The sequence below is a fragment of the [Bacteroides] pectinophilus genome, assembly GCA_025146925.1.
Classification (GTDB): Bacteria; Bacillota; Clostridia; order Lachnospirales; family Lachnospiraceae; genus Bacteroides_F; species Bacteroides_F pectinophilus.
In genome coordinates this window covers 2,342,150-2,356,304 of the sequence record CP102260.1, presented here as the reverse complement: position 1 = coordinate 2,356,304, position 14,155 = coordinate 2,342,150, and the positions used below count along the sequence as shown (strand labels likewise).

Annotated in this window: 11 protein-coding genes and 1 other annotated feature; of the genes, 10 read left to right on the top strand and 1 reads right to left on the bottom strand. The window is 43.7% G+C overall.

What is annotated here, in order from left to right; translation table 11 throughout:
- Nucleotide 1 precedes the first annotated feature (1 nt).
- From NQ488_11000 to NQ488_10990, 3 genes are all read left to right on the top strand, one after another.
- Entirely contained in the window at nucleotides 2–1,192 is a 1,191-nt protein-coding gene (locus NQ488_11000; protein UWN95096.1) for a phosphopentomutase, read from the top strand.
- A gap of 140 nt (nucleotides 1,193–1,332) precedes the next feature.
- Entirely contained in the window at nucleotides 1,333–3,069 is a 1,737-nt protein-coding gene (locus tag NQ488_10995; protein UWN95095.1) for a methyl-accepting chemotaxis protein, read from the top strand.
- Nucleotides 3,029–4,198, top strand: coding sequence for a hypothetical protein (locus NQ488_10990; protein UWN95094.1), 1,170 nt, complete (start codon nucleotides 3,029–3,031; stop codon nucleotides 4,196–4,198). The genes NQ488_10995 and NQ488_10990 overlap by 41 nt, the downstream gene beginning before the upstream one ends.
- Before the next feature lie 20 nt (nucleotides 4,199–4,218).
- Here the strand turns inward: NQ488_10990 and NQ488_10985 are convergent, their stop codons facing one another.
- Nucleotides 4,219–5,334: a DUF362 domain-containing protein gene (locus NQ488_10985; protein ID UWN95093.1), complete on the bottom strand. Its 1,116-nt coding sequence runs from the start codon at nucleotides 5,332–5,334 to the stop codon at nucleotides 4,219–4,221.
- A gap of 212 nt (nucleotides 5,335–5,546) precedes the next feature.
- Here NQ488_10985 and NQ488_10980 point away from each other — a divergent pair, with 212 nt between their 5' ends.
- The 7 genes from NQ488_10980 (at nucleotide 5,547) to NQ488_10950 (ending at nucleotide 14,041) form a co-directional block, all read left to right on the top strand.
- Nucleotides 5,547–5,960 (top strand): C-GCAxxG-C-C family protein, encoded by a 414-nt coding sequence (locus tag NQ488_10980; GenBank protein ID UWN95092.1) that lies wholly within the window; start codon nucleotides 5,547–5,549, stop codon nucleotides 5,958–5,960.
- Between the two features lie 18 nt (nucleotides 5,961–5,978).
- Complete coding sequence (locus NQ488_10975; protein ID UWN95091.1) at nucleotides 5,979–7,814, top strand: NAD(P)-binding protein; 1,836 nt, start codon at nucleotides 5,979–5,981, stop codon at nucleotides 7,812–7,814.
- Nucleotides 7,808–9,529 (top strand): NADH-dependent [FeFe] hydrogenase, group A6, encoded by a 1,722-nt coding sequence (locus NQ488_10970; protein ID UWN95090.1) that lies wholly within the window; start codon nucleotides 7,808–7,810, stop codon nucleotides 9,527–9,529. Before NQ488_10975 ends, NQ488_10970 begins: the two co-directional genes overlap by 7 nt.
- 61 nt (nucleotides 9,530–9,590) lie before the next feature.
- Nucleotides 9,591–10,856, top strand: coding sequence for a histidine--tRNA ligase (hisS, locus tag NQ488_10965; GenBank protein ID UWN95089.1), 1,266 nt, complete (start codon nucleotides 9,591–9,593; stop codon nucleotides 10,854–10,856).
- Nucleotides 10,857–10,939: 83 nt separating this feature from the next.
- Nucleotides 10,940–11,185 (top strand) — a binding site (T-box leader).
- A 140-nt stretch (nucleotides 11,186–11,325) separates the two neighbouring features.
- Nucleotides 11,326–12,270: an ABC transporter substrate-binding protein gene (locus tag NQ488_10960; protein UWN97151.1), complete on the top strand. Its 945-nt coding sequence runs from the start codon at nucleotides 11,326–11,328 to the stop codon at nucleotides 12,268–12,270.
- Nucleotides 12,271–12,300: 30 nt separating this feature from the next.
- Nucleotides 12,301–13,200: an ABC transporter permease gene (locus tag NQ488_10955; protein ID UWN95088.1), complete on the top strand. Its 900-nt coding sequence runs from the start codon at nucleotides 12,301–12,303 to the stop codon at nucleotides 13,198–13,200.
- Between the two features lie 43 nt (nucleotides 13,201–13,243).
- On the top strand, nucleotides 13,244–14,041 hold the full coding sequence (locus NQ488_10950) for an ATP-binding cassette domain-containing protein (protein ID UWN97150.1): 798 nt from the start codon (nucleotides 13,244–13,246) through the stop codon (nucleotides 14,039–14,041).
- Nucleotides 14,042–14,155: the final 114 nt, after the last annotated feature.

Genomic DNA, 14,155 nt, shown 5'->3' with positions numbered 1-14,155 from the left:
TATGGCACGTTTTAAAAGGATATTTGTTATAGTAATTGATTCACTTGGAATCGGAGAGATGGCTGATTCGGCAGATTTTGGGGATATAGGTGTCAATACGCTCGGGCATATATCACAGAGCAGGGATACATTTGCAATACCTAATCTTGCAGAGCTTGGAATGGCGGATCTTGTGAACCTGAAGCAGGCTGCACCATGTGACAGGCCTAAGGGATATTATCTTAAGCTTAATGAGAGAAGCAATGGTAAAGATACAATGACCGGCCACTGGGAGATGATGGGGATATATACACAGAAACCGTTTAAGACATTCAGTGAGCACGGATTTCCGAAGGAACTTATTGATGAGCTTGAGAAGAGAACAGGACGGAAGATAATAGGCAATAAGAGCGCGAGCGGAACACAGATTCTTGATGAGCTTGGCGAGCGTGAGATTAATAACGGCGAACTTATTGTGTATACATCAGCGGATTCGGTGCTTCAGATATGCGGCAATGAAGAGACAATGGGGCTTGATACGCTGTATCATTACTGCAGGATAGCAAGAGAACTGACGATGCGTGAGGAATGGCGCGTCGGAAGGGTAATAGCAAGACCGTACACGGGAATGAAGCGCGGTGAATTTATAAGAACAGCCAACAGGCACGATTATGCACTGAGTCCGACAGGCAGGACTGTTCTTGATGCGCTTAAAGAGTCGGGCAGAGATGTGATATCAGTCGGCAAGATAAGTGATATATTCAACATGCAGGGGATAACAGAGGTGAACAGGTCCAAGAGTTCGGTTCACGGAATGGAGCAGACTATTGCAATAGCAGACAGGGATTTTGACGGCCTGTGTTATGTGAATCTTGTTGACTTTGACGCATTGTGGGGACACAGGCGGAATCCACAGGGATACGGTGACGAACTGGAGCGCTTTGATGTGAAGCTTGGAGAACTTCTGGGGCATCTGAGAAGTGATGACCTGCTTATGATTACGGCTGACCATGGTAATGATCCGACGTATAAGGGAACGGACCATACAAGAGAGAAGGTCCCTCTTCTTGTATATTCACCTTCGCTAAGCGGTTACGGACAGCTCGATGAGCAGGATACGTTTGGCGTTATAGGTGCTACAATAGCAGATAATTATGGTATCGCAATGCCGGAAGGAACAATTGGTACATCTTTAATGGCAAAATTTCAGTAATAAAATATAAATGAACTCAAAATATGTTGAAAAACCTCGATTAAAATAATATAATCCATATAATAATTACTATGGATATAGTACCTTTAGCATAAGCAGATTTGCTGATGTTTGTAAAGGGCACAGAAATGGAGGTATTTATGCGTATTATAAAAAATCTGAGCGTTAAGATAAAGCTTCTTGTACCTGCACTGCTCATGGTATTATGTATGATTGTTATGGCAGTAACGAATTATTTCAGCTTTAATTCGGTAATGGATGCAAGCAGGAAGATATCATCAGAATACGCACAGAGCATATCAATATTAGGAGATATGTCGGCTAATTTTGAATCACTGCAGAGGGTAATATTTGCACATTGCATTGCCACTGACGGATCAACAAAGCGTAATCTTACTACTGAATCGGAAAAACTTAAGTCGGAGATTGATGACCAGTGCGCGCAGCTTGAGGGCAGACTTGCTGATGATGAGTCAAGACAGGAATATCAGAAGTTCAAAGAGGCTTATGCCAACTACGTAAAGAACTTTGAGCAGGCGATTAAGTACAGTAACGACGGTCAGTCACAGCAGGCTGTAAGTATTGCTAATTCATCACTTACTAATCTCGGCAATCAGATAAGCAAGCTTATGGAACAGCTTATCGATGCCAATCATGATGGCATGGATATGGCAATACAGCATCAGACAGATGCTTATAATTCGGCTATAATTACATCGGCGGTATTCCTTTTTATTGCGATGGCGGTAGCTGCAGTTACAATTATTATTATCCGTTTTGAGGTTACAAAGCCTATGACGGCTACTAATAAGAAGCTTGGAGAGATAGTAAGCAGCATTGATAAAGGGCAGGGTAATCTTACAGAACGCATAGCAGTAGATGGCAAGGATGAGATTGCACAGCTTGGTAATGGAATTAATACATTCATAGGAACACTGCAGAATATAATGCAGGAGATTACCAGTGATTCTGACAAGCTTGAGGATATTGTCGGTAATGTCCTCGAAAGCGTTAAGAAAGCCAACGAGAATTCATGTGATGTATCATCTGTAATGGAAGAGCTTTCAGCAACAATGCAGGAGATATCTGCAACAGTGACTACTGTGGATGACAATACGGGTACTGTTGACAATAATACAAAGGATATTGCCGATGCATCTGACAATCTTCTTAAGTATACTGAGGATATGAAGAAGAGGGCTGAGGAACTCAGCACGATGGCACAGAATAACAAGGATAACACCAATTCGGTAATGGAAGGAATTCTTGTTGCACTTAATAAGGCAATTGATGACAGTAAGAGTGTACAGCGTGTCAATGAACTTACTGATGAGATACTGAGTATATCAGGACAGACTAATCTGCTTGCCCTGAATGCATCGATTGAAGCGGCAAGAGCAGGCGAAGCAGGACGCGGATTTGCTGTTGTTGCGGATGAGATAAGGCAGCTGGCTGATTCAAGCAGGGATACGGCTAATAATATCCAGAATATTAATACAATGGTTGTTGCAGCGGTAAAGGCACTTGTTGACAGTTCTAATGAGCTTGTTGCATATATTAACGAGACGATACTTCCTGATTATGACAGCTTTGTTGCGTCAGGAAGACAGTATGATGATGATGCGGCTCACATTAACGGAGTTGTCACACATTTCCATGAGCTTACAGCTGAGCAGAAGAAGCTTGTGAACAGTATATCAGAGGCTATTGACGGAATTGCAACAGCTATAGGTGAGAGTGCAAGTGCAGTAACGACAGCTGCAATGAATACTAATGATCTTGTTGAAGACATGTCTAAGGTATCAGATGTAATGCAGGAGAATAAGCAGATAGCTGATGCACTTAAGTCAGAGGCTGACAGATTCACAGAAGTATAAAGAGAGCAGATTAATGACATATATATTCTATATTTCCAATCATGGTTTTGGACATATAATGCGTGAGATACCTGTTATGGCGCGGCTTTTAGAGTGCGGCATGCAGGTTATCTGCATTTGTGGGGCAAAACAGCTTAATGCTGCCAGGAGCTATATGGCGGACAGACACATAATTGATGACAACGAAGAATGCGGCGTCAGTGGTAAAGGGAGATTTGTCTGCATTGAGGGGGATACTGATTATGGGACACCTGTAATTCCGGGAACACTTAAGATTGATGCCGGGGCACTTGAACGCGGAGTCAGAGCATATGTGGAAACATTTGAATCAAGGATAGAAGAGGCAGTCGGACTCATCAAAAGATATGACGCGGCAGCTGTCATATGTGATATTGTTCCATGGGCTCTTACGGCGGCGAAGAGAGCCGGAGTGCCGTCATTTTTTATGGCAAGCTTTACGTGGATAGAAGTCTTTGAAGAATATCTTGATGAAAAGCTGCTTGCACCATACAGGAAGTGCTTTGAGGATGCAGACAGGGTACTTTTGTATGCCATGGCTAATGAACCGACAAGGAAACGTTTTCCGGATGGAATACAGGTAGGACTTGCGGCGCGGCCATTTGACTGTGAACGTGTGGATAACATACGCAGAAAGCTGTCATGCGGTGGACAAAAGCTTGTATTCATGTCGGTTGGCGGAAGTAATTCGGGAATTGACACAAAGATAGATGTGAACGGTCTTCAGTACAGATTTGTCGCTACGGGCGGAATACATTTTGCTGAAGGCAGTGATAACGTATATGAATTACCGGAAGGAGTGCCGGATACTAATAATTATATTGCGGCATGTGATTACTGTATAACAAAGCCCGGCTGGTCTACGATAGCTGAAGTGCTGCTTGCCGGAACACCGGCTGCACTGATTGGTCGGCCTGATATCGCAGAGGACAGAATGAACATTGCAATGATGTGCAATCTGGGTGCGGCTGTGAGTATAGATATAACGGAACTTGATGACATGAGTAAGGTTATGAATAAAATAAGCACGATGGATTATCATCGCGCAGACTTTGTTAATGACTATGAACATATTGCCGGAATAATTATGGGGCAATGTGATTTGGATTGAATAAGCAACCGGATATGCGTTTATAATGCACGTTTTACAGAGATGGCTTTGGCAGGACACATCTCCTGGCAACAGAAGCATGAGATACAGCCTTTCTTTGTAAAATGTGCTTTTTTATCTTTTATCTTTATTATATGGGCAGGGCAGCTCTCGGCGCATCTGCCGCATCCGACGCATATATCCGGATTAACCTTAGGGTAAGACTTAAGGAAATGTTTCATTAGCATGGTGGCCGGACGTGCAAGAAACGGAGGCACACTCGTAGAAAAATCAAGCTTATGCGTATCCGGTTTCTCAAACGGCGTAAGTCCTTCAGGAATCTGCTCACCGGCAAGTTCAATCTCATCAGGCAGGGCAAGCCCGCGTTCTACGGCCTGACGTATCATAACAACATCCATAGGATTAAGTTTCATAAGCTGTGCTGCAAAGTAATCCTGTGTGTAAAAATCTCTTGCAGCCATAATGAGGTTAAGAGGATGTGACGTGCCTCCTGTAGGACCGTTACCCTCCATGGCATCTATGGCATCAATTATAGTAACAGCCGGATTAACTGTCTGTGCAAGCTCCAACAGCATATTGGAAAAATCTTCAATCTTAGGCCAGCGATAGTGCATCTGAGGTTTCTCAAGACCGGGGATTGTTCCGAAAAGGTTCTTTATTCCGCCGGAATAGCCGGTCATGGAATGTGTCTTAAGCTTACATATATTAACAACATAATCAGCTTCGACGATTGGAGTTATAAGGTTGAATGTATGGTTCACAAAACCTTCGCGGCATGTAACCACCTTAGATGTAAAATCCATATTAAGCTTTATATACGGGTGAAGGCTCTTAAGACCGCATACACGGTATATATTTTTGATATATTCCGCGTTATACAGTCCGCCTGAGCTTTCGGCAAGTGTTATGTCTGTTATTCCGTTATCGTGGAAATACCGTGCTGCTGCATTAATTACTGCCGGATGTGTAGTTACGGGAAACTGTGGGCTCTTTGCCATGACAAGATTAGGCTTCAGCACAACTTTCATTCCCGGGTGGATATCATTAATTATTCCGAGTGTCTCAAAAGATCTGCATATAGCACTGTATATCTTATCCTCATCATATCCGTCTACATTGTAAAGCGTCTGTATCATAAATATCCCCATTCCCGCATGCTGTCTGCATGCGACGAAAAATATGATTTATTTTAATATGATACAGGTATTTATTCAAGTGCCATTTTAGAGGTACTCTGCCTTGTTTATGTTATAAAATAAACAAATATTGCATAGCTCCGGCAAAATGTATATAATGAAAATTAAATGCTATTTAACACGTAAAGCATACAGGATTGGAGAATGTATATATGGGAAACAGAACTGATAAAGCGGCAGAATTACACAATAAGGGATATAACTGCGCACAGGCTGTAGCATGCAGTTTTTGTGACGAATTTGGGATTGATGAGGCAGCGATGTTCCGTCTGACAGAAGGCATGGGGCTTGGAATGGGATGTATGGAAGGAACTTGTGGTGCGGTTAACGGAGCGGTTACAATACTCGGACTGCTTAACAGTTCGGCCAACCTTGAGAAGCCAGACTCAAAGGGACAGACATATAAGCTTTCAAAAGAGCTTGTCGAGACATTTAAAAACAAAAATAAGTCAATAGTATGCAAAGACCTCAAGGGTGTTGAGACGGGAGAAGTGTTAAGAAGCTGCCCGGGATGTATTGAAGACGCAGTTATTATCCTTGAGAAGATATTGGAAGAACACAGATAATTAGGAGACGTAGCGTATATGAGCAGACTTAAAATTGCAACTAAGAATGTTGCCGGCCAGACTGTAGAGAGACTGTATAAGGATCTTGAGAGACGTATTGTGGCAAGTCCTCCGGGAATATGCCCTGTAGATCTTGCACTTAATTTCCTCAGACTATGCCATGCACAGACATGCGGTAAATGTGTGCCGTGCCGTGTAGGACTCGGACAGCTTGCAGATTACCTTAATCAGGTCCTTGAAGGAGAGGCAACAATGGAGACGCTTGGCGAGATAGAAAGGCTTGCCAAGGTAATAAGTAACTCGGCTGACTGTGCAATCGGATATGAGGCAGCCAATATGGTACTCAGGGGGCTTGAAGGTTTCCGTGACGATTATGTTGCACATATCAAAAATGGCAAATGTACCAATCACATAACCCAGGCAATACCTTGTGTTGCATTGTGCCCTGCGGGAGTTGATATTCCGGGATATATCGCGCTTGTTAATGAAGGAAGATATGCAGATGCAGTGCGTCTTATAAGAAAGGATAATCCTTTCCCTACAGCGTGTGCACTTATATGTGAGCATCCATGTGAGGCAAGATGCCGCAGAAGTATGTTTGACACGGCAGTTAATATAAGAGGACTTAAAAGATTTGCTGTGGATAATGCAGGAGTTGTGCCGGCACCTCCATGTGCCGCGGCAACCGGTAAGAGAGTTGCTATTGTCGGAGGTGGTCCAAGCGGACTCAGTGCAGCGTATTTCCTTTCGCTTATGGGGCATAAGTGCGTTGTTTATGAGATGAAGTCCAAGCTTGGCGGAATGTTAAGATACGGAATACCTAATTACCGGTTTCCAAGAGAACGCCTTCAGGAAGATATTGACTGTGTTCTGTCAACAGGAGTTGAAGTTAAGTATAATACAAAGATTGGTGAGAATTTCTCAATTAAGGATCTTAGAGACCAGTATGATGCCGTTTATATTGCAATCGGTGCCCATAACGATAAGAAGATAGGAATAGAGGGTGAAGACAGCAATAATGTTATGTCGGCGGTTGAGCTGCTTGATAATATAGGTAACGATAATGTACCTGATTTTACCGGCAAGACGGTTGCTGTTGTCGGCGGTGGTAATGTTGCAATGGACTGTGTACGCTCAGCGGTAAGACTTGGTGCTAAGAGAGCAATAATTGCCTACAGAAGGCGTAAGGAAGATATGACAGCGCTTCCTGAAGAAGTGGAAGGAGCACTTGAGGAAGGCTGTGAACTTATGGAGCTCAGCAGTCCGGTAAGAATAGAGGCTGATGAGAACGGCAATGCCGTGGCATTGTGGGTTAAGCCACAGATAATCGGAAGAATGGATGAATGGGGAAGGGCCAGACCATCTGATTCATCAAAGCCTGAGGTGAGGGTCGCATGTGATATCGTAATAGTCGCAATCGGACAGGGTATTGAGAGCCGTCATTTTGAGGAGGCGGGAATGCCTGTCAAGAGAGGCAACATAACAGCCATGGATGATGGCGAGATTATCAATATACCGGGTGTATTTGCCGGAGGTGACTGTGTAACCGGGCCTGCAACTGTAATACGTGCTATTGCCGCAGGTAAGGTGGCAGCGGCCAATATAGATGAATATCTCGGATATAATCATCTCATAAGCGTTGATATAGACATTCCGGCGGCAAGCCATGCGGACAAGCCGGCGTGCGGAAGGGTTAATCTTACCAATGTGCCTGCGGATGAGAGAAAATGCAATTTTGATCATATCGAATGCGGCATGACTCTTGAAGAGGCTGAGCAGGAGTCTTCGCGCTGCTTAAGGTGCGACCACTTTGGCTATGGTAACTTTAAAGGAGGAAGAGCAGAGATATGGTAAATCTTACAATAAACAACCGTCCGGTAAGTGTCCCTGAGGGCACAACAATTCTTGATGCTGCGGCAGGCATCGGAATTATGATTCCACATCTGTGCTATCTCCGCGATATTAATGAGATAGCAGCATGCCGTGTATGCCAGGTGGAACTTCAGGGCAAGGAAAAGCTCATAACGGCCTGTAATAATAAGGTTGAGGAGGGAATGGTAATATTCACTAACTCACCTAAGGTACGAGAGACACGCAAGACAATCGTACGTCTTATACTTTCGCAGCATGACTGCAGATGTGCAATCTGTGTACGAAGCGGTAACTGTGAGCTTCAGAAGATTGCTAATGATCTGGGATGTATAGAGAATCCGTATAATGGAAGAATAGAGCATAATGATTGGAATCCTGAATTCCCTATTATCCGCGATAATGCCAAATGTATTAAGTGCATGCGCTGTATTCAGGTATGTGAAAAGATACAGACGCTTCATGTATGGGATGTAGTTAATACAGGCAGCAGAACAACTGTGGATGTGGCTAACGGCCGTAAGATTGAACATGCGGACTGTGCAGCCTGTGGACAGTGTGTGACACATTGCCCTGTAGGAGCGCTAAGAGAAAAGGATGATATCGGCAAGGTACTTGCGGCTCTTAATGACCCGGAGACGATAACTGTGGTTCAGGTGGCACCTGCCGTCAGAACGGCATGGGGCGAGGATCTCGGCATGCCGGGGGATGTGGCTACAGAGAAGAGACTTGCGTCGGTGCTCAGACATATAGGCTTTGATTATGTATTCGATACCAATTTTTCAGCGGATCTTACGATAATGGAAGAGGGAAATGAATTTATAGAAAGGCTTAAGAATCCTGACAAGAGCAGACTTCCAATGTTTACATCGTGCTGCCCGGGCTGGGTGAGATTTGTTAAGTCACAGTATCCTGAATTCGTGGATAATCTGTCAACAGCCAAGTCACCGCAGCAGATGTTCGGCGCAGTTGTTAAGTCATATTTTGCCAAGAAAGCGGATATAGATCCGTCAAGAATATGTTCAGTCTCTATTATGCCTTGTACAGCCAAGAAAGCGGAAGCGGCATATGATAATATGAGTTCTGCAGGATACGGACAGGATGTTGATTATGTGCTTACAACAAGAGAATTTGCAAGGCTTGTAAGAGGAGAGGCAATAATTCCCGAAGCCCTTCCGGAGGAGGACTTCGATTCACCACTCGGAACATACAGCGGTGCCGGCGTAATATTCGGCGCGACAGGCGGTGTTATGGAGGCAGCGCTCCGTTCAGCGTTCTATCTTGTAACAGGTAAGAATCCTGATGCTGATGCATTCAGTGCAGTGAGAGGAATGAACCCGTGGAAAGAGGCAGCATTCAATGTCGGCGGCAATGAGATAAGAACAGCAACGGTCCACGGCCTTGGCAATACAAGACAGTTGCTTGATGCAATTAAGCGCGGTGAAGTGAAGTACGATTTTGTTGAGGTAATGGCGTGTCCGGGAGGATGCGTAGGCGGCGGCGGACAGCCTATCCGTGACGGACAGGAACTTGCAAAAGACAGAGCACCTATCCTGTACAGTCTTGACCGCAGTAAGAATATCAGATTCAGTCATGAGAACCCTGATGTGCTTAAGATGTATGAGGAATTCTTCGAGAAGCCTAATTCACCTGTGGCACACAAGCTGCTTCATACAGACCACCATGCGTGGGACATGTAACAGCATTTATCATAAGATATGTAACTGTATTTATTAACCGGAACATAAGGAGATAATAACAATGGGATTTATCAAAACGCCAATAAAGGGAATGAATGATTTCCTCCCATCAGACATGAGACTTCGTGAACATGTCATTAATATGATTAAAGAAACATATGCAACATATGGATTTTCGCTTATAGAGACACCTGTAATGGAACACCTTGGGAATCTTACAGGCAAGCAGGGCGGAGAGAATGAGAAGCTCATCTTCCCTGTAATGAAGAGAGGCGCGGATCTTCAGCGTGCAATCGAGAATGGCGGAGAACTTGCGGATTCGGCTCTCCGTTATGATCTTACTGTACCGCTTTCGCGTTATTATGCCAACAATCAGGCAGTACTGACAACTCCCTTCAAATCACTTCAGATTGGCAACGTATTCCGTGCCGACAGACCGCAGAAGGGAAGATTCCGTCAGTTTACACAGTGCGATATCGATATTCTCGGAGATTCATCGATTCTGGCAGAGATAGAGCTTATTGCTGCAACAACATCAATGCTCACAAAGATTTTTGAAGAGGTCGGAATAAGCAGGTTTACAGTTCACGTTAATGACAGAAGAATCCTTAAGGGAATGGCTAAGAGCGCAGGCTTTGACGAAGAGAGTTTCGACACTGTGTTCATCATTCTTGATAAGATGGACAAGATCGGAATAGACGGAGTTAAGGAAGAACTTGTAAAGAGCGGATTTGCTGCTGATGCAGTTGAAAAGTATACACAGATGTTCACGAAAATTACAGAGGGAATATCATGCGGGGATTTCTGCAGCCTTATAGGTGCCGATGCGATAGATTCATCAGTTGTTGACTCACTCGACGGCATACTCTCATGTGTGAAGCCTATGATAAGCAGCGATGTAAGCCTTGTATTTGACCCTACACTTGTAAGAGGAATGTCATATTACACAGGAACAATATTTGAGATTACAATTGACGGATATAACTTCTCAATCGCCGGAGGCGGACGATATGATGAGATGATTGGCAAGTTCTGCGGACAGAAGGTATGTGCATGCGGATTTTCAATCGGCTTTGAGCGCATCATCACAATACTCAAGGATAAGCTTGGTGACAAGGCATTTGCAAGAGACAAAAAATGCATTGCAATTCTTGTTGACAGCAAGGTGTCTACAGACAAGCTTGCCGATGTATTTGCTGAGGCAACAAAGCTGCGCGAACAGGGCAATATTGTAACTGTACAGCCGCTTAACAAGAATGCCAAGTTCCAGATTCAGAAGCTTGAGGAAGATGGTTATTCAGAGTTCCGGAAGGTCTATAACGATTAATACGTGGCGGAATTTTACATTTCTTTAAGAAAATGTTTGACATTCGGAATGGATGTTGCTATAATGCGTTTTAAGTGATAGAGATAAAGTCGATGAACAAGACGAGTACCTGTTTTACTGACATCACAGAGAGCCGGAGCTGGTGGAATCCGGTATGGAAGGGATAGGGAATGGACTTGCAAGACGCAGGGTGAAAGATGAAGCTTTATATTGAGTTTTTGAGTAGCCTGTGCCGTATGACCCGCGTTAAGGGCAAGAGGGATTCCAATAAGACGTGATGGCGCATGGAGTCTGAATTAGGGTGGTACCACGAACAATTCGTCCCTGGCAGATTTATATCTGCCGGGGATTTTTTAATGCAACGACTGATTCTATATCTTGTGGTAAAAATTTATAATTGAAAGGGAGAAAAATTATGAGACTTGGAAAGATGTTTAAGAAGGCAGCATGTATGATGCTCGCAGCAGTTATGGCAACAGGAATGGCGGCATGTGGCAGCAGTTCAGAGAAGAGCAGCGGCAAGATTAAGGTTGGCGTAATACAGCTTATCGAGAATGGCGCATTTAACGATATGAAGGACGGATTCATCGAGGAGCTCCGTGCCAAGGGATACACAGAAGATAAGTGCGACATAGTTGTTAAGAGCGCGCAGGGTGATACGGCAACACTTAATACAATCTGCCAGGAGATGGTTGACAGCAGAATGGATCTTGTAGCAACAATTGCAACTCCGGCAACTCAGGCTATGGTTAATATGGATTCAGATATCCCTGTAGTATTCATCTCTGTATCTGCTCCTGTGGCAGCGGGTGTGACAAGCAACATGGAAAAGCCTGATAAGAATGCAACAGGTACATCTAATGCAATCCCTGTAAGCGATATATTTAATCTCAGCGATTCACTCACACCGGGTAATAAGACATATGGCCTTATATATAACACCGGTGAGGTTAACTCAGTAAATACAGTTAAAGATGCAAAGTCTTACCTTGACGGCAAGGGACTTAAGTATGTTGAGGCTGTAGTAACTAATTCGTCAGAGATTCAGCAGGCAGCAGAAAGTCTTGTAGGAAGCGTTGATGCAATCTTTGTACCTAATGATAGTGTTGTTCAGTCAGGTATGGCACAGATTACAGAGATAACAAGAAAAAATAAGATTCCTGTATATGCATGCAGCGCAACAACAGTGCAGTCAGGTGCATTTGCAACAGTAGCTATGAATGATAAGCAGATTGGTTCACAGAGTGCAGACATGGCAGTTGAGATTCTTGGAGGCAGGAAGGTCGCAGATGTTCCTTCGGTAGTAGTTCCTGCATCAGGAACTGTAATCAACCAGAACACAATGGAAGCACTCGGTGTCACAATACCTGACAGCGTTAAGTCAACAGCACAGCTTATAACAGATGCAAAGTAATTAATACGATTTTGAATTGGGAGGCACGCAATGGTCTTAGTGTTAGGCTCACTCCAGCTTGGACTTATATATGGTCTGCTGGCGATAGGAATATACATAGTTTTCAGAATAATGAATATACCGGATCTTACGGCTGAAGGAAGCTTCACACTGGGACTTACCGTGTCAGCGGTTCTGTCAATAGCAGGCCATCCGGTAATAGGAATACTTCTCGGAATGGCAGCCGGAGCTCTTGCAGGAGTTGTTACGGGATTTTTACAGACAAAGCTTATGATACATCCGGTATTATCAGGAATCCTTACAATGAGCGGTCTCTACTCGATAAATATCATGATAATGGGAGAAAGCTCCAACTTAAGTCTCATCAAGGCAGATACAATATTCAGAATAGCTTATAAGATGTTTCCGGGGCTTTCAAGGGATGCTGTAAAGATTATAATTCCGGCAGTATTTGCGGTAGTATTCAGCCTGATTCTGATATTATTCTTCAGAACACGTCTCGGGTTATGCATAAGGGCAACGGGAGACAATGAAGACATGGTAAGGGCATCTTCGATAAATGCAGATATGACCAAGGTTCTTGCACTTGCAATCGCCAATGCCTGCATAGCGGCAGCCGGTGGGCTGCTTGCACAGTATCAGGGTTATGCGGATATTAATTCGGGTGTGGGAATCCTGGTTGTAGGTCTTGCATCGGTAATAATCGGTGAGGTATTCGGCGGCAGAAGAAATATAACAGCAGGAATCATCTGCTCTGTATTCGGCGCCGTAATATACAGATTTATAATTGCATTTGCAATAAAATCAAGTATATTCCCTGCATACATGCTTAAGTTCCTGTCAGCAGTGATAGTTGCAATTGCACTTTCAATACCGGCAATCAAACAGTATATCGGAATGTACAGAACAAGAATGGGAGGACGCAGGTAACATGGGAAAAGCAATGACTGATAATGCGGTGACAGACAATGCAATGCTGAAGATAAACAGCGCAGTTAAGGTGTTTGCCAAGGGAACACCTAATGAACATGTTGCACTTGACAGCCTCAACCTTACACTGAATAAAGGTGATTTTGTAACTATAGTCGGTTCTAACGGAGCAGGCAAGTCAACATTATTTAATGCAATATGCGGAACATTTTTACTTGATTCCGGTTCGATTATTCTTGATGGTGATGATATTACATATATGAAGGAACATAAACGCTCACATGTTATAGGGCGTGTGTTCCAGGATCCTATGAAGGGCACTGCACCGGGAATGACAATTGAAGAGAATATTGCGCTTGCGTATTCAAGAGCAGGCAAACCGGGGCTTGGATTTGCACTTAATAAAAAGGATAAAGAATTCTTCCGCAATGCACTCGCCGATTTTGGCATGGGGCTTGAAGACAGGATGAAGACAAAAGTCGGGCTGCTGTCAGGAGGACAGAGACAGGTAGTGACACTTCTTATGTGTACACTGGTACCTCCTAAGGTACTCCTTCTTGATGAGCATACTGCGGCGCTTGACCCTGCAACTGCAGAAAAGGTTATGGAGATTACACAGAATGTTGTAAAAAAATATAACCTTACAACAATGATGATTACGCATAATCTTAAGTCTGCAATGGAGACGGGCAACAGGACGATTATGATGGATTCGGGCAATATCATTCTTGATATTGATGAGCAAAGCCGTAAGGCAATGTCTCTTGATGATCTGCTTAAGATGTATTCCGCAAAAACAAGACAGGATTTTGATAATGACAGGATGCTGCTTACCAGATAAAGGTCTTAAAAAATTATTAAATGACAGCTTTTTGATTGATAAAAAATGCTTGACATAGACATAATATATTTATATAATAATTAAGCGTGCAGTTTTGGGCGCTTAATTTTTTTG